General features: G+C 42.4%; 13 protein-coding genes. 12 read left to right on the top strand and 1 reads right to left on the bottom strand.

The window, feature by feature from the left end; translation table 11 throughout:
* The first annotated feature begins 12 nt into the window (after positions 1–12).
* From QNM16_RS05605 to yccX, 3 genes are all read left to right on the top strand, one after another.
* Positions 13–456: an exonuclease III gene (locus QNM16_RS05605; protein ID WP_284019571.1), complete on the top strand. Its 444-nt coding sequence runs from the start codon at positions 13–15 to the stop codon at positions 454–456.
* 215 nt (positions 457–671) lie between these two features.
* On the top strand, positions 672–3,338 hold the full coding sequence (locus QNM16_RS05600; RefSeq protein WP_284019570.1) for a TonB-dependent receptor plug domain-containing protein: 2,667 nt from the start codon (positions 672–674) through the stop codon (positions 3,336–3,338).
* A gap of 111 nt (positions 3,339–3,449) precedes the next feature.
* Entirely contained in the window at positions 3,450–3,716 is a 267-nt protein-coding gene (gene yccX / locus QNM16_RS05595) for an acylphosphatase (RefSeq protein ID WP_284019569.1), read from the top strand.
* Between the two features lie 140 nt (positions 3,717–3,856).
* Here yccX and QNM16_RS05590 read toward each other — a convergent pair whose 3' ends face one another.
* Positions 3,857–5,143 carry a citrate synthase gene (locus QNM16_RS05590; RefSeq protein ID WP_284019568.1) on the bottom strand — a complete coding sequence of 429 codons (1,287 nt, stop codon included), beginning with the start codon at positions 5,141–5,143 and terminating at the stop codon, positions 3,857–3,859.
* Between the two features lie 415 nt (positions 5,144–5,558).
* On the opposite strand from QNM16_RS05590, the gene sdhC reads away from it, so the two are divergent.
* From sdhC to QNM16_RS05545, 9 genes are all read left to right on the top strand, one after another.
* The gene (gene sdhC / locus QNM16_RS05585; protein ID WP_145925080.1) at positions 5,559–5,936 is read left to right on the top strand and encodes a succinate dehydrogenase, cytochrome b556 subunit; all 378 of its coding nucleotides are present in this window, start codon (positions 5,559–5,561) and stop codon (positions 5,934–5,936) included.
* Positions 5,927–6,274, top strand: a complete 348-nt coding sequence (sdhD, locus tag QNM16_RS05580) for a succinate dehydrogenase, hydrophobic membrane anchor protein (RefSeq protein WP_063363994.1) — start codon at positions 5,927–5,929, stop codon at positions 6,272–6,274. Before sdhC ends, sdhD begins: the two co-directional genes overlap by 10 nt.
* Positions 6,275–8,047 (top strand): succinate dehydrogenase flavoprotein subunit, encoded by a 1,773-nt coding sequence (gene sdhA, locus QNM16_RS05575; protein ID WP_284019567.1) that lies wholly within the window; start codon positions 6,275–6,277, stop codon positions 8,045–8,047.
* Positions 8,048–8,057: 10 nt separating this feature from the next.
* Positions 8,058–8,783, top strand: a complete 726-nt coding sequence (locus QNM16_RS05570; RefSeq protein ID WP_039609797.1) for a succinate dehydrogenase iron-sulfur subunit — start codon at positions 8,058–8,060, stop codon at positions 8,781–8,783.
* Positions 8,784–8,873: 90 nt separating this feature from the next.
* Positions 8,874–11,687 carry a 2-oxoglutarate dehydrogenase E1 component gene (gene sucA / locus QNM16_RS05565; RefSeq protein WP_284019566.1) on the top strand — a complete coding sequence of 938 codons (2,814 nt, stop codon included), beginning with the start codon at positions 8,874–8,876 and terminating at the stop codon, positions 11,685–11,687.
* A gap of 10 nt (positions 11,688–11,697) precedes the next feature.
* Complete coding sequence (odhB, locus tag QNM16_RS05560; protein WP_284019565.1) at positions 11,698–13,191, top strand: 2-oxoglutarate dehydrogenase complex dihydrolipoyllysine-residue succinyltransferase; 1,494 nt, start codon at positions 11,698–11,700, stop codon at positions 13,189–13,191.
* 185 nt (positions 13,192–13,376) lie between these two features.
* Entirely contained in the window at positions 13,377–14,543 is a 1,167-nt protein-coding gene (gene sucC, locus QNM16_RS05555) for an ADP-forming succinate--CoA ligase subunit beta (RefSeq protein ID WP_023399327.1), read from the top strand.
* Positions 14,543–15,415: a succinate--CoA ligase subunit alpha gene (sucD, locus tag QNM16_RS05550; protein ID WP_284019564.1), complete on the top strand. Its 873-nt coding sequence runs from the start codon at positions 14,543–14,545 to the stop codon at positions 15,413–15,415. The genes sucC and sucD overlap by 1 nt, the downstream gene beginning before the upstream one ends.
* A 571-nt stretch (positions 15,416–15,986) precedes the next feature.
* Positions 15,987–17,021, top strand: a complete 1,035-nt coding sequence (locus QNM16_RS05545; protein ID WP_284019563.1) for a hypothetical protein — start codon at positions 15,987–15,989, stop codon at positions 17,019–17,021.
* Positions 17,022–17,029: the final 8 nt, after the last annotated feature.

Below are 17,029 nucleotides of genomic sequence, written 5' to 3'. Positions count from 1 at the left end.
CCGAGGTAAATTATGTTTAAATCTTTCACTGTTGCTGCACTTATTACTCTTACATCTACGACTGCTTTTGCAACTCAAGCTCAAAGCTTTAAAGCGAATAATGCATCTGCAATCTCAAAAGTATGTGAGGTTGCTGCAAATCAAGGCTTGAGAGCTGCACGCAAAGAAGGTGCTCAGCAAGGCGTATTTATCTCGCGATTTTCAGAAACAGTAAAATGCAATGGTGAAGATATTCGCACATTCGCAAAAACGCAAAGTGATGTTCAAGTTGTTAATCAAACTAGTAAGGCTAAGCTAGTTGCTAAAAATACGTCAGTTGCAACTGAGCTTTGCATGAAGGCTGCGAAAGAAGGTTTGGATAGTCTTAAAACCTATCGCGGTCAAGCGAGAAGCTTGAAATGTAATAACTTACCTGTTAAGCAGTTTGTTCAGCAAATTCATAGAGCTGCATTGTAAACTATATACAATTAATTTTTCTATTAAGCCTGACACAATGTGTTGGGCTTTTTTATTTCTGTTATTTTACCTTTCATAATTTAAATCATTTCTTTTTTATTTTCCTTCGATAACACCTGTAAGTTATACCCGCTCAATTGTGTTTTTATTGTTTTTTCTATGTGTTATAAAGGTTAATTATATGTTTTATTTAATAACACTACGGAGAAGAAAAAATGAAAAAGGGGATTACGCTAATTGCATCTGCAGTAAGTATTGCGTTACTAGGAGGGGCAAGTCCAAGTTTCGCGAATGAAAATGAAGTAGAGCGTATTGAAGTAACAGGATCGCATATAAAGCGTTCAGATCTCGAAGGGCCATCGCCAATTCAAACAATCTCAGCAGGGGATTTAGCTGCGACTGGTTCAACCGACCTCATCGGTGCTTTACAAAAACTACCCGTTGCTGGTGCTGGTACGTTCAGTACACAAGGTAACTCAAGTGATGATACAGCTAACGGCGGCTCAAGCGTTGCGTTAAGAGGTTTAGGGGCTTCATCAACACTGGTATTGATTAATGGTCGCCGTGTTGCTGTTAGTCCATTTGCTAAAGACATTGAAACATCTTTTGTTGATTTAAATACAATTCCAGTGTCATCGGTAAAAAGAATCGATGTTTTAAAAGATGGTGCGTCAGCAACATATGGTTCTGATGCCGTTGCCGGCGTAATTAACATTGTATTACGTGATGACATTGATGGCTTTGAAGTGGCTGGTAAGATTTCTGACACAGCTGATGGTGGTGCAGAAGAAGAAAACTTTACACTATTGTGGGGTAGCTCAACAGACAAAGGGCATCATAACTTCTCACTAGATTACTTCAAACGCGGTGATGTGTTTTATGCTGATAGAGATTATGCGTCTACGGCAGATCAAAGATTCAGAGGGGGTAATAACGCTCTGAGTTCATCGGGTATTCCAGGCAGTATTGAAGTTGTTAGGGACAGAGTAACTGACGCTCAATGGGAAGGGCTAGATGTTGCACGTGTTGAAGATGACGGCACTATTGTGAGAAAAACTCTGTATGCTGACGTGTTTGGAAATGACAAGTGCCCAGAGGACTTGATTATCGGTGATATTTGTCGTTACGACTATGCGCCACATATGACGTTAATCCCATCTACTGAGCGTATTAGTTTCAATTATAATGGTGTACAAGAGATAACGGACGGTATTGAAGGTTTCGCTGAGTTCTCTGCACAGCATACATCTACGTTCATACAAGGTGCAGCGAGTCCCAGCTTTACAGAATTATTCATGGATGGTGACAACCCGAATCATCCACTTGCGGACCAACCCGATCACTTTCTTCATGGTGTAAATATCTCAATGCGACGACGTACGGTTGATATTGGCAACCGTAAAAAAGACGTAGACTCAGAATATTATCGTGCTGTAATGGGGATGCGTGGCGAGTTTAAAGAGTGGGATTGGGAATTTGCATATTCTTCAATTCGTTCGAGTGCGGTTGAAAAAGGCTTTGATGGTTTCCCCAATAAGTTAAGAGCACAAGCCGCTATTGATAGTGGCGAATGGAACCCGTTTGAACCAAGCCAGAACTCACAAGCTGCATTAGATAAAATCGAAACAACAACGACACGTTATGGTGCGTCAACGATGCAATCTTTTGATGCAACGATTTCAGGAGAGCTATTTGAATTTGGTGACGGTTATGTTGCCGCTGCGTTTGGTTTAGAACATCGCTATGAAAAAATTGAAGATAATCCCGACAGCCAATATTTAAACGGTGAAATATTTGGTACTGAAGCGACACAAGCAAATGGTGACAGAGACAATACTGCGATATTCGCAGAATTTAATGTGCCAGCGACTGAAAACTTAGAATTACAATTAGCCTTAAGACACGAGGATTACAGTGACTTTGGTAACACGACAGATCCAAAAGTGGCATTTCGTTGGACTCCACTTGAAGAGGTTGTGGTACGTGGTTCATGGGGGACAGCGTTTAGAGCGCCTTCGTTGGTACAGTTACATCTGGGTAAAACAGAAGAGTCTCCAAGTGTTATAGACCGAGACCGCTGTAAAATTACCAAAGATCCATTAGATTGCGAACCTTTTGAATATACTGCCGATGTTGCGGGTAATAAAGCCTTACAGCCTGAAGAGTCAACAAACTATAATTTAGGTGTGATTTGGCAGGCATCTGATGAATTTAGTATCGGCCTAGACTACTGGAACTATGATCAAGATAACCTGATTAAAAAAATTGGTGCTCAAGACATTGTAGATTGCTGTGGCGACGACCCAAGTCTAGTTATTAGAGATCCAAGTACAGGAGGCACTCCTGGTCGTATTCGTCGTATTAAAGATACATTCGTCAATATTGGTGGCAGAAAAACAGATGGTATCGATATTGATTTAGAGTACAGGTTACCAACTCAAGATATGGGTGAGTTTAAGTTTGGTTATAACGTTACTTATGTAATGAGTTATGATGAAGAGCTGATCCAAAACGATGCGAATGGCAATCCGATTACGGTTATAGAAGACGAAAATGGAGAGTACCAGCACCCAGATATGCGTTGGAATGCGCGAGTAGATTGGGCATTAGATGACTGGGTAGCTAATTTTAGTGTGAATTATATTGATTCATATAATGATTTAGCTGATAGCGATGGCAATAAATTTAAAATAGATTCTTGGACAACTATAGACACAAGTGTCACATATATTGGCTATGACCAACTAACCTTGACAGTGGGTGCATCCAACTTGACTAATGAAGAAGCACCATTTGCACCGTCTGAAACAATGGGTGTAGATAACAAAACACATAGTATTCTTGGTAGACAGGCTTATCTTAAGTTTGCTTATAAGTTTTAAAGACTTATTTTTTTAAAAACCATGCCCAACGGTAAATTGTTGGGCTTTTTTTTCTTTGAATAGTTTCTCATCACTTCTACCCTATATCCTATTACCTACGAGATATTCGCAATGTGCTCTGTTAAATTTATTATTACTGGTACTGTACAAGGTGTTGGGTTTAGGTATCACACCAAAATAACAGCTCAAGCTTTAGGCTTGGCTGGATTTGCTAAAAATTTACCAGATAGAAGTGTTGAAGTTATTGTGACAGGAAAGCCTGAAAAAATAGCCGAGTTAGAATGTTGGCTACAAAAAGGTCCAGCTATGGCGAAAGTAAGCTCTGTTACTCGAGAAAAAGTAGATTATTTAGTGGGCGATGACTTCGAAATTTATTAAAAAGTACACTTTTTCTAAAATATAATTTTGCGGTTAATTTGTAAATTTAAGTGTACAGTTGTTGGGGTTGGCCAAAATGCAGTCTATTAATGAATAAAAAAAGAGGCTAATTAGCCTCTTTTTTCAAATAAAGCGAGTGATTAACGCTCACCTTGGTCTTTGTAATCGCGTGCTGTATAGCCAGTATATAGCTGACGAGGGCGACCGATCTTATGACCTGCTTGAGAAAGCATTTCGTTCCAGTGTGAAATCCAGCCTACTGTACGAGACATAGCAAAGATCACTGTGAACATGCTTGTTGGAATACCAATAGCTTTAAGGATGATACCTGAGTAGAAGTCTACGTTAGGGTAAAGCTTTTTCTCGATAAAGTATGGGTCTTCAAGCGCGATTTGCTCAAGTTTCATTGCAACATCAAGTAATGGATCTTGAATGTTTAACTCTTTTAGAACTTCATGACATGTTTGACGCATTACTGTAGCGCGCGGGTCGAAGTTCTTGTAAACACGGTGACCGAAGCCCATAAGACGGAATGGGTCGTTCTTGTCTTTTGCTTTTGCTACGTATTCATCAATACGGTCAACTGAACCGATTTCTTCAAGCATAGTCAAGCAAGCTTCGTTTGCACCACCGTGCGCAGGACCCCATAGTGACGCGATACCCGCAGCGATACAAGCATAAGGGTTTGCACCTGAAGAACCCGCTAAACGTACTGTAGACGTTGACGCATTTTGCTCGTGGTCAGCGTGAAGCATGAAAATACGGTCCATCGCTTTTGCAAGAACCGGGCTTACTTTGTATTCTTCAGCTGGAACAGAGAACATCATGTGAAGGAAGTTTTCTGCGTAGCTCAAGTCGTTACGTGGGTATACGAAAGGTTGACCAACGTTATACTTGTATGCCATCGCTGCAATAGTTGGTAGCTTAGCTACTAGTTTAGTTGCACAACGCATACGTTGTTCTGAGTCTGAAATATCTAAATCATCGTGGTAGAAAGATGATAGTGCGCCTACTACACCACAAAGCATAGCCATTGGGTGTGAGTCAACACGGAAACCTTGGAAGAAAGCCGCAATTTTCTCGTGCATCATAGTGTTACGAGTGATCTCGTCAGAGAAAGTTGCTAACTGATCAGCATTTGGTAGCTCACCATTTAATAGTAAGTAGCATAGCTCAATGTAGTTTGACTGCTCTGCAAGCTGTTCAATCGGGTAGCCGCGGTGAAGAAGTACACCTTTTGCACCATCAATGTAAGTAATAGATGATTCACAAGAGCCAGTCGACATGAAACCTGGGTCATATGTGAAGAAGCCGTGAGCACCTAAAGTACGAACGTCGATAACGTCTTGGCCTGCTGTGCCAGAGTGAATCGGTAGTTCGATTGGATCGTGCCCATCGATATGGACTGTGGCTTTCTTATCTGCCATCTATCTTATCTCCTATGGAATAACAACATTCTGATTGTTATGTTGTGATACTAATGTTAAGCAAATTCAGATCATTGTAACTTATAAATGGGGTGAAAAGTCAATTTTTCTAAGAATTATGCAAAAATGTATAATAAGTATTCTGGTCAGATTAAATATTATACCATTGGCTAATTCGCAAGCGTACGAAACTAAACAAGAATTGTAAAAACACGCACAGCCTTATATACTGTCAACGGTTTTATACCGTGTCGTCTGTGGGTAAACCTATTTTTACATCGAAGTTTTACAGGCAAGTGATCTTTTAAGTGTTTAAACAGGTTTATCTAGAGTGTGCCATTTGTGCATGTCGTGCAAGTGGGTTGATAAAAACAAGTAGATGAAGCTCTTATCGAGCAAAGATGGGCAAGTAACTGTGAAAAAGCAAAGACCTGTAAATCTAGATCTTACGACTATATCTATGCCAGCAACGGCAAAGGCGTCGATCTTACATCGTGTCACTGGTGTCGCGTTGTTCTTCGCGCTGACATTTGTCATTTGGGCGTGGTCTGAATCTCTCTCTTCTCCTGAAGGATTTGAATTTGTTAAAGAGCTTATGACTGGCTTTGTAGCAAAATTCATTGCGTGGGGCACCTTGGCTGTATTGTCTTACCATATCATTGGCGGCATCCGTCACATGATTCAAGACATGGGCCACTGGGAAGAGTTAGAGTCGGGCAATGCAAGTGCTAAAATTGCAATCGCCATTTGGGTAATCGTTGCGATTCTTGGTGGAGTGTGGATATGGTCTTAAATCAAGCAACTCTGAAACGTGATGGTGTACAAGATTATGTATCACTTCGCGCAACAGCATTAATTATTGCAGCTTACGCTGTATTTATCGTGGGCTACTTAGCGTTAACTCCTGAATTAACGTATGAAGCATGGTCTGGGTTATTTGATAACTTAGCAATGAAAGCTGCAACTATTATTACACTTGTTTGTATAATGGTTCATACTCGTATTGGCCTTTGGCAAGTTCTTACTGACTACGTCAAGTGTTCAACAATGCGTTCAGTTTTAGGCTTTGTATTAAATCTAATGGCACTTGCGTATGTTGCTGTTGGTTTGTTTGTTCTGTGGGGTGTTTAAGTGAAATATAATGTCCGTGAATTTGATGCTGTAGTTGTCGGAGCCGGCGGTGCGGGTATGCGTGCTGCACTTGCTATTTCTGAGTCAGGCAAGACATGTGCTCTTATCTCTAAAGTATTCCCAACTCGTTCTCACACAGTATCTGCGCAAGGTGGTATTACGGTAGCACTTGGCAACTCTCATGAAGATAACTGGGAATGGCACATGTACGATACCGTTAAAGGTTCTGATTATATCGGTGACCAAGACGCTATCGAATATATGACTAAAACGGGTCCAGAAGCGATCACTGAACTAGAAAACATGGGTCTACCATTTTCTCGTTTCGAAAATGGCCGTGTTTATCAGCGTCCTTTTGGTGGTCAGTCTAAGCACTTTGGTGGTGAGCAGGCTGCGCGTACGGCAGCAGCTGCAGACCGTACTGGTCACGCACTTCTTCATTGTCTATACCAACAAAACGTTAAAAACAAAACAAACGTTTTCTCTGAGTGGTATGCGCTTGACTTAGTTAAAAATGATAAAGGCGACGTGGTTGGTGTTACTGCAATTGAAATTGAGACTGGTGAAGTTGTTTACTTTAAGTCTAAAGCGGTAGTACTTGCAACTGGTGGTGCAGGTCGTATCTATGCATCAACAACGAATGCACACATCAATACTGGTGATGGTGTTGGTATGGCAGTACGCGCTGGCATTGGTATGCAAGACATGGAGATGTGGCAGTTCCACCCGACAGGTATCGCAGGTGCTGGTACACTAGTAACTGAAGGTTGTCGTGGTGAAGGTGGTTATCTTCTTAATAAAGACGGCGAACGTTTCATGGAACGTTATGCGCCTAACGCGAAAGACCTTGCAGGTCGTGACGTTGTTGCGCGTGCAATGATGACAGAGATCCGTGAAGGCCGTGGTTGTGAAGGTCCTTGGGGTATTCACATTAAGCTGAAACTTGACCACTTAGGTGAAGAAATGCTTAACCTCCGTCTACCAGGTGTTTGTGATTTATCTAAAACATTTGCTCACGTTGACCCTGCTGAAGAGCCAATTCCAGTAATTCCTACATGTCACTACATGATGGGTGGTGTGCCTACAAACGTTAACGGTCAAGTACTAGACGTAGATAGTAATGGTAACGAACGTATCGTTGAAGGTCTATTCGCTGTAGGTGAGATTGCATGTGTATCTGTACACGGTGCAAACCGTCTAGGCGGAAACTCATTACTAGACTTAGTTGTATTCGGTCGTGCGGCTGGTAACTTCCTAGGCTCTTACCTTAAAGACTTTGAGTCAACTGGCGAAGCGTCTAAAGACGATGTTGATGCAGCATTTGCTCGTTACAATCGTTGGGAAACGTCTGAAGTTGGCAAGGGTGAAGATCCGGTTCAAATCAAGAAAGACCTACAAGAGTGTATGCAGCTTAACTTCTCGGTATTCCGTGAAGGTGATGCAATGGCTGATGGCCTTAAGCAGCTTAAAGAAATTCGTGAGCGTCTTCAGTATGCGCGTCTTGATGACAAGTCAACTGAATTCAACACGCAACGTATTGAGTGTCTTGAACTAGATAACTTGATGGAAACAGCATACTCAACAGCAGTTGCTGCTAACTTCCGTACGGAAAGCCGTGGTGCGCACTCAAGATTTGACTTCCCTGAGCGTGATGATGAGAACTGGTTATGCCACTCAATGTATCACCCTCAAAGTGAGTCAATGACAAAGCGTGATGTTAACTTTGCGCCGACAACGCGTGAAGCATTCCCACCAAAAGCTCGTACGTACTAGGAGTTAGACGATGGCAACAGCAACTTTAGAATTATCTGTTTATCGTTACAACCCAGATGTTGATACTGCACCTCGTATGCAGGAATACAAACTTGAGGTTGAAGAAGGTCGTGACATGATGGTGCTTGATGCACTACTTATGTTGAAAGAGCAGGACTCGACACTTTCTTTCCGTCGTTCATGTCGTGAAGGTGTTTGTGGTTCTGATGGTCTAAACATGAATGGTAAAAATGGCCTTGCATGTATTACTCCATTGTCTGCTCTACAAAAGAATGGCAAAGGTAAAATTATCGTGCGTCCACTTCCTGGCTTGCCAGTGATTCGTGACTTGGTAATTGACATGAGTCAGTTCTACACTCAATACGAGAAAGTAAAACCTTACTTGATCAATGATAAGCCAACTGGCGGTGAAGAGCGTCTTCAATCTGTTGAAGATCGTGAAAAGCTAGATGGTCTTTACGAGTGTATTTTATGTGCATGTTGTTCAACTTCATGTCCATCATTCTGGTGGAACCCAGATAAATTTATCGGTCCTGCTGGTCTTCTTCATGCGTATCGTTTCTTGGCTGATAGCCGAGATACAGCAACTGAAGAGCGTTTAGCTGGACTTGATGACGCGTTCAGCGTATTCCGTTGTCACAGTATCATGAACTGTGTTAGCGTTTGTCCAAAAGGTTTGAATCCAACCAAAGCGATTGGACATATTAAATCTATGCTATTAAACCGTTCGGTTTAAAGCATATTATTATCTTAAGATGGCATGCTGAGCATGCCATCTTGTTTTCGTTTAAGTTTAAGTTTCTGCGCTAGAGAAAAGGGCTAATAAATGCACGAAGGTGTGATGAAAGCATGGCTGGAATCTTCTCACTTATACGGCGGCAACGTTGCATATGTAGAAGATCTATATGAGGCGTATCTTGACGATGCGGCTTCAGTGCCAGAAGAATGGCGAGAAGTGTTTGATCAACTGCCTAAAGTAGAAGGTGTTGATGTTGATATTAAACATTCCGATGTAAGAACACAATTTGCTGAGCTTGCTAAGAACAAACACAGAGAAGTAGTAGTTTCTGCAGAAGGTGCGGCAGATGCAAAACAAGTGCGTGTGTTGCAGCTTATTAATGCATTTAGATTTAGGGGCCACCAAAATGCCAATTTAGACCCGTTGGGTTTATGGCAACGTGACCGAGTTCGAGAACTCGAGTTGGCTTACCACGATTTAGATGATGTGGATCACGATAAAGAATTCAACGTTGGCTCTTTCGCCTGTGGCAAAGAGACAATGAAATTAAAAGACTTGTACGCTGCGTTAAAGTCTACCTACTGTGGTTCAGTTGGTGCAGAGTACATGCACATCACATCAACCGAAGAAAAGCGCTGGTTACAACAACGCTTAGAAGCCGGTTTCTCCAAGCCTCAATTTAGCAAAGAAAACAAACTACGTTTATTGCAAGGCTTAATCGCTGCAGATGGTCTTGAAAAATACCTTGGTGCTAAGTTCCCTGGTGCAAAACGTTTCTCTCTAGAAGGTGGCGATGCACTTGTACCAATGCTTAAAGAGCTGGTACACAGAGCTGGTGAAAGTGGCCAAGAAGAAGTTGTTATCGGTATGGCTCACCGTGGTCGTCTTAACGTATTAGTTAACGTCCTTGGTAAGAACCCTCAAGAATTATTCGATGAATTCGCTGGTAAATATGGCGAGTCTGCAGGTTCTGGTGATGTTAAGTATCACATGGGTTTCTCTTCTGATTTCGCGACGCAGGGCGGTGATGTTCACATGGCATTGGCGTTTAACCCGTCTCACTTAGAAATCGTTAACCCAGTGGTTATGGGCTCAGTAAGGGCTCGTCTTGACCGTTTAGATTGCGCAAGTGGCTCTAAAGCACTACCAATCACTATCCATGGTGACTCGGCAATTGCAGGCCAAGGTGTTGTACAAGAGACATTTAACTTATCAAAGACACGTGCATACGGTGTTGGCGGTACTGTTCGTATCGTTGTAAACAACCAAGTTGGTTTCACCACATCTAAACCAGAAGATACGCGTTCTACAGAATACTGTACTGATATCGCTAAGATGGTTCAGGCACCAATCTTCCACGTTAATTCTGACGATCCGGAAGCGGTAGCATTTGTAACGCAGGTTGCACTTGATTTCCGTAACAAGTTTAAGCGTGATGTTGTTATTGATTTAGTGTGTTACCGTCGCCACGGTCACAACGAAGCTGATGAGCCAAATGCAACTCAGCCTCTAATGTATCAAAAGATCAAAAAGCATCCAGTACCGCGTCAGCTATACTCTGACAAGCTTGTGGCTGAAGGTGTATTGTCAGCACAAGAAGCAAAACAGCTTGCTGATGACTACCGAAATGGCTTAGACAACGGTGTATGTGTTGTTTCTGAAATTCAGCCAGAAACGAAGCATTCATCTGAGTGGTCTAAGTATGTTGGTCATGACTGGGATACACCTTACGAGACAGAAGTTTCTGTTGAGAAGCTTAAAGAGCTTGGCGAAAAGGTTGCTAGTTACCCAGAAGATCACAAAGCACAGTCTCGTGTTAAGAAAATATACGACGACCGTAAAGCAATGGCAAAAGGTGACAAGCCGCTCGATTGGGGTATGGCTGAGACACTTGCATATGCGACTATGGTTGACCAAGGCACTGACATTCGTTTAACTGGTCAGGACTCTGGCCGTGGTACTTTCTTCCACCGCCACGCTGTTGTTCATAACCAAAACGATGCGTCTACTTATTTACCATTGCAAAACATCAGCCCAGAGCAGGGTACTTTTGAGGTTTATGACTCAGTACTTTCTGAAGAAGCTGTTTTAGCATTTGAATACGGTTACGCGACTGCTGAGCCTACTTCACTGGTTCTTTGGGAAGCACAGTTTGGTGACTTCGCGAATGGTGCACAGGTTGTATTTGACCAATTCTTAAGTTCGGGTGAGCAAAAGTGGGGCCGTTTGTGTGGCTTGACTCTATTGCTTCCGCACGGTTACGAGGGTCAAGGTCCAGAGCACAGTTCTGCACGTATGGAGCGTTACCTTCAGCTTTGTGCTGACCACAACATGCAAGTTTGTGTACCAACTACACCAGCGCAAGTTTATGCAATGTTACGTCGTCAATCAGTGCGTCCTTTACGTCGTCCATTGATTGTAATGACACCAAAATCATTGCTTCGTCATCCATTAGCAGTTTCTAGCCTTGAAGAACTATCTGATGGTGTTTTCCATAATATGATCGATGAAATCGATGAGATTAAGCCGGAAAACGTAGAGCGCGTTGTATTCTGTAGTGGTAAGGTTTACTACGAACTACTTCAAGAGCGTCGTAAGCTTGAACTAAACAATGTTGCTATTGTACGTGTTGAACAGTTATATCCATTCCCTCACAAAGAGATGGATGAGATCATGGCTCGTTATCAGCATGTAAAAGATTTCGTATGGTGTCAGGAAGAGCCACAGAACCAAGGTGCTTGGTACTGTTCTCAACACCATTTCTGGGAAGCAATCCCTGCAGGTGCAAACCTAACATATGCTGGCCGTAAGGCATCAGCTGCACCGGCATGTGGATATATGTCTACCCACACTAAAGAACAAAACGCGTTGATTGCTGACGCATTAACAATTAAAAAATAAGGAATAAGAGATGACAACCGAAATTAAGGTGCCTGTTCTTCCTGAGTCAGTTGCAGACGCGACCGTTGCGACATGGCATGTAAACGTTGGTGATACGGTAAGCCGTGACCAAAACCTAGTTGACATCGAAACGGATAAAGTCGTTTTAGAAGTTGTAGCACCTGAAGATGGTGTAATTGTTGCTATTTCTGAAGAAGAAGGCGCGACAGTATTAGGTGAGCAAGTTATTGCACAAATCGGTGCTGCAGGTGCGGCACCAGCTCAATCAAATGAACAACCAGCAGCGCCAGCGGCAGCGGCGCCAGCAGCAGAAGGTAAAGAAGTGGACATTAAAGTACCAGTACTTCCAGAATCAGTAGCAGACGCTACAATCGCAACTTGGCACGTTCAACCAGGTGAGGCTGTAAGCCGTGACCAAAACCTAGTTGACATCGAAACAGATAAAGTTGTTTTAGAAGTTGTTGCACCTGAAGACGGTGTAATGGGTGAGCACTTGCACGCAGAAGGCGATACAGTACTTGGCGAGCAGGTTATTGGTAAGCTTTCTGCAGGTGGTGCACCAGCTGCTGCAGCGCCAGCACAAGCAGATGCTGCATCTTCTGATGAAAACGCTGATGTGCTTACGCCTTCAGTTCGTCGTTTAATTGCAGAAAAAGGCCTAGATGCTTCACAGATCAAAGGTTCTGGTAAAGGCGGTCGCATCACAAAAGAAGATGTTGACGCATTCTTGAAAGCACCTGCGGCTAAGCCAGCTGCAGCACCGGCAAAAGCGGCAGCAGCTGCACCAGCAGCACCAGTAGGTGACCGTACTCAGAAGCGTGTTCCAATGACACGTCTTCGTAAAACAATTGCTAACCGTCTTCTTGAAGCTAAGAATTCAACGGCAATGTTAACTACATTCAACGAAGTAAACATGAAGCCAATCATGGACCTTCGTAAGCAGTACAAAGATGTATTTGAAGAGCGTCACGGTATTCGTCTAGGTTTCATGTCTTTCTACGTGAAAGCGGTAACAGAAGCGCTTAAGCGTTTCCCTGAAGTAAATGCATCAATCGACGGTGATGACATCGTTTATCACAACTACTTCGATATCAGCATCGCTGTTTCTACACCTCGTGGTCTAGTAACACCAGTACTTCGTGACTGTGACAAGCTATCTGTTGCTGAAATTGAAAAAGGTATCCGTGAGCTAGCGCTTAAAGGTCGTGATGGTAAACTAACAGTTGACGATATGACTGGTGGTAACTTCACAATCACAAACGGTGGTGTATTCGGTTCACTACTTTCTACGCCTATCATCAACCTACCTCAGTCTTCAATTCTTGGTATGCACAAAATCCAAGAACGTCCAATGGCTGTAAACGGCAAGGTAGAAATTCTACCTATGATGTACCTAGCGCTTTCTTATGACCACCGTCAAATTGATGGTAAAGAGTCTGTTGGTTTCCTAGTAACAATCAAAGAATTACTAGAAGATCCAACACGTCTACTACTAGACGTTTAAGCAAAAGATTAAATCTTAAGCTGTATGTGTGCAATTAAGCGACATACAGCTTTTTTTTTGCGCCTTTGGTCTAACTGGGGTTTTATTAAAACGCCGTGGGATCTATACTATGTGCGCAATTTGGGATAGCTGATTATTTGCATAAATATTCAGCATTTTTAGTATAAAAAATTGGATAAAGCATCATGAATTTGCATGAGTATCAGGCAAAACAACTTTTTGCCGAATATGGTTTACCTGTGTCTGAGGGTTACGCTTGTGACACTCCTCAGGAAGCAGTTGAAGCTGCTGGTAAAATTGGTGGCGACAAGTGGGTCGTTAAATGTCAAGTACACGCGGGTGGCCGTGGTAAAGCTGGCGGTGTTAAGCTAGCTGATAGCAAAGACGAGATCCGCGCATTTGCTGAAAACTGGTTAGGTAAAAACCTAGTAACTTACCAGACTGACGAAAAAGGTCAGCCTGTTGCTAAGATCCTAGTTGAAAGCTGCACTGATATTGCAAATGAGCTATACCTTGGTGCTGTTGTTGACCGTGCTTCACGTAAAATCGTGTTCATGGCTTCAACTGAAGGTGGTGTTGAAATTGAGCAAGTTGCTGAAGAAACTCCAGAACTAATTCACAAAGCTGAAATCGATCCACTAGTAGGCCCTCAGGCATACCAAGGTCGTGAGCTAGGCTTCAAGCTTGGTCTTAACCCAGCACAGATCAAACAGTTCACTAAGATCTTCCTAGGTCTTGCGAACATGTTCATCGATCACGATTTCGCACTTCTAGAGATCAACCCTCTGGTAATCACTGACGAAAACAACCTACATTGCCTAGACGGCAAGATTGGTGTTGATGGCAACGCGCTATTCCGTCAGCCTAAGATCCGTGAATTCCACGATCCTTCACAAGAAGATGCGCGTGAAGCTCACGCTGCAAGCTTCGAGTTAAACTACGTTGCTCTAGACGGTAACGTTGGTTGTATGGTTAACGGTGCAGGCCTAGCGATGGGTACAATGGACATCGTAAACCTACACGGCGGTAAGCCAGCTAACTTCCTAGACGTTGGTGGCGGCGCGACTAAAGAGCGTGTATCTGAAGCATTCAAGATCATCCTTTCAGATGACAACGTGAAAGCAGTACTAGTTAACATCTTCGGTGGTATCGTTCGTTGTGACATGATCGCTGAAGGTATCATTGGTGCAGTTAAAGAAGTTGGTGTAAGCGTACCTGTAGTCGTACGTCTTGAAGGTACTAACGCTGAAGCTGGCCGTGAAGTACTAGCTAACTCTGGTCTTGACATCATCGCTGCTGAATCACTAACTGATGCTGCAGAGAAAGTAGTTGCTGCTGCGGAGGGCAAATAATGTCTGTACTAATTAATAAAGATACTAAAGTAATCTGTCAGGGTTTCACTGGTGGTCAGGGTACTTTCCACTCAGAGCAAGCTATCCAGTACGGTACGCAAATGGTTGGTGGTGTTTCACCTGGTAAAGGTGGTCAAACTCACCTTGGTCTTCCAGTATTCAACACTGTACGTGAAGCTGTAGAAGCAACTGGCGCAACTGCGACAGTAATCTACGTACCAGCTGCATTCTGTAAAGACGCTATCTTAGAAGCTATCGACGGTGGCATCGAGCTAATCGTTTGTATCACTGAAGGCATCCCTACACTAGATATGGTTGATGTTAAAGTGAAGCTAGAAGAAACTGGCGTTCGTATGATCGGTCCTAACTGTCCAGGTGTTATCACTCCGGGTGAGTGTAAGATTGGTATCATGCCTGGTCACATCCACTTACCTGGTAAAGTAGGTATCGTATCTCGTTCAGGTACTCTAACTTACGAAGCAGTTAAGCAAACTACTGACGCTGGCTTCGGTCAATCAACTTGTGTTGGTATCGGTGGTGACCCAATCCCAGGTACTAACTTCATCGACGTACTAGAAATGTTCCAGAACGATCCTAAGACAGAAGCAATCGTAATGATTGGTGAGATCGGTGGTACAGCAGAAGAAGAAGCTGCAGAGTACATCAAACACAACGTGACTAAGCCAGTTGTTTCTTACATCGCTGGTGTTACTGCTCCTCCGGGCAAGCGTATGGGTCACGCTGGTGCAATCATCTCTGGCGGTAAAGGTACTGCTGATGAGAAGTTCGCAGCTCTAGAAGAAGCAGGCGTTAAGACTGTTCGCTCTCTAGCTGAGATCGGTTCTGCACTTAAAGAAAAAGCTGGCTGGTAATCACTTACCATTTAGCTAAGAAAAGGCTCCTTCGGGAGCCTTTTTTATTTTTAGTGACGCGTTGCCAGTGATGTTGCTTTCAAACTTATTTTGACGAGTATAATCTAATCATACTTAATTTTATCTAATCATGACTATCCTTTATCTTGGTCTGTCCTAACATAAACTGGGTAATTTAATCATCTTACCCAAAGAGATAAATTTAAGTTGATTACTTTTCTGAATTCATAATGTTCAGAGCTATGATGTCAGTAGATATCCTTGAACATGCTGTGAAGTTTGACGTTGGCAATAAATTCAGAGAAACACATCATAGTGCCAGTTTGCAGTGGTGTTTTAATGGATCCTGTACAGACATAAAGGTATCTCAGTAAAAAGGTTTTTCATATAGGAGGTTATAAGCATGTTGTAGCAATGCTATCGGAAGAATATATTTCAGCCCTTATTATTAGTTTTTCTTTTAAAATAACGCCTTATTTACCCTTTCGTTATCACTGTAATCAATTGCGCTTGATGTGTTACCTAAATAACTGATATAAATAACTTTTAGACATAAAAAATAGGTAATGCTATGTCCAAAAAGGACTTTGTAGGTCATTTATTAACAGAGTGTGATGTCATGATCCGATATGCATCTGGCGAAGGAAAGACTGTGCCTAGTCATATCCCCAATACTATTTATCAGTTGCAAAATAGGCATGAAATTGACGATATTGATGGGTTTGATTTACTGTTAGAACATGAAGTAACGGCGTTAACTCAGTGCCATAAAGAGCTTTCTATACTTGTGTACCCAGCCAAGCCACTGACTTTGGCTATTATGGACAAAGAGTCCACTTCTGTCAGCTGGTTGAGATTTCTTGGACCTGTTAAACTTGTCCGCCATATGTCCTTGTTAGCCCTTTTCTTCTTAATCTCAATAATCACATTGTCAATCTCACCGGAAGTGAACCAGAAAACTATTAATGAAGGATTGTTCAATTCAGAGGGAAGGGTTCTATTACTCAACCAATTATTTTTACTTTGTTGTGCGGGCCTAGGCGCAACATTTGCGTGCTTACATAAATCACGTAATTTTATTCGATTGTGTAATTATGACCCTAAATTTGACTCTACTTACTGGTCAATGGTTATTATGGGGTTTATGGCCGGTTTGATGATTGCAGAGTTGATCCCTACACAAGATATAACCCAAAACGCTACTTCATCTATTGGCGATTTCCATAAACCTTTGGCTGCACTACTAGGAGGCTTTTCTGCTGATGTCATTTATGGTGTTTTAAGCAGGTTAGTTGAAGTGGTTAATCAGTTAATGGGCAGTACTGATCAAAAGACTAAGGACAAGGCCAAAATAGCACTTACTAGGGCTGACTTAGCTGAGCAATTACAATTACAAAACAAAGATTTTAAAGACTCTATTTTACAAAGTCAGAAATTAAACCAACAGCTTCTCGGTGCACTTTCTGAAGAATTTAAGTCTCCGGTATTTAACAAAACTAAATTTGAAGCTTCTTCACAAGACATAATACGCTCTTCAGCTGGGCAATCAGAGTCTAATATCAACAAGGTATCACAAGATAAAACTCAGCCTGCTTTGTCTGAGTAATGTTTGAG

Origin of the sequence: Pseudoalteromonas umbrosa (assembly GCF_030125375.1) — a bacterium.
In the GTDB taxonomy this organism is placed as follows: Bacteria; Pseudomonadota; Gammaproteobacteria; order Enterobacterales; family Alteromonadaceae; genus Pseudoalteromonas; species Pseudoalteromonas umbrosa.
This window is presented reverse-complemented; position numbering and strand designations above follow the sequence as displayed.

Coding starts and splice junctions, on each gene's coding strand:
- yccX (WP_284019569.1), top strand. CDS start 3,450: ATGTGCTCTGTTAAATTTATTATTACTGGTACTGTACAAGGTGTTGGG.
- QNM16_RS05545 (WP_284019563.1), top strand. CDS start 15,987: ATGTCCAAAAAGGACTTTGTAGGTCATTTATTAACAGAGTGTGATGTC.
- sucD (WP_284019564.1), top strand. CDS start 14,543: ATGTCTGTACTAATTAATAAAGATACTAAAGTAATCTGTCAGGGTTTC.
- QNM16_RS05590 (WP_284019568.1), bottom strand. CDS start 5,143: ATGGCAGATAAGAAAGCCACAGTCCATATCGATGGGCACGATCCAATC.
- QNM16_RS05570 (WP_039609797.1), top strand. CDS start 8,058: ATGGCAACAGCAACTTTAGAATTATCTGTTTATCGTTACAACCCAGAT.
- sucC (WP_023399327.1), top strand. CDS start 13,377: ATGAATTTGCATGAGTATCAGGCAAAACAACTTTTTGCCGAATATGGT.
- QNM16_RS05600 (WP_284019570.1), top strand. CDS start 672: ATGAAAAAGGGGATTACGCTAATTGCATCTGCAGTAAGTATTGCGTTA.
- QNM16_RS05605 (WP_284019571.1), top strand. CDS start 13: ATGTTTAAATCTTTCACTGTTGCTGCACTTATTACTCTTACATCTACG.
- sdhD (WP_063363994.1), top strand. CDS start 5,927: ATGGTCTTAAATCAAGCAACTCTGAAACGTGATGGTGTACAAGATTAT.
- sucA (WP_284019566.1), top strand. CDS start 8,874: ATGCACGAAGGTGTGATGAAAGCATGGCTGGAATCTTCTCACTTATAC.
- odhB (WP_284019565.1), top strand. CDS start 11,698: ATGACAACCGAAATTAAGGTGCCTGTTCTTCCTGAGTCAGTTGCAGAC.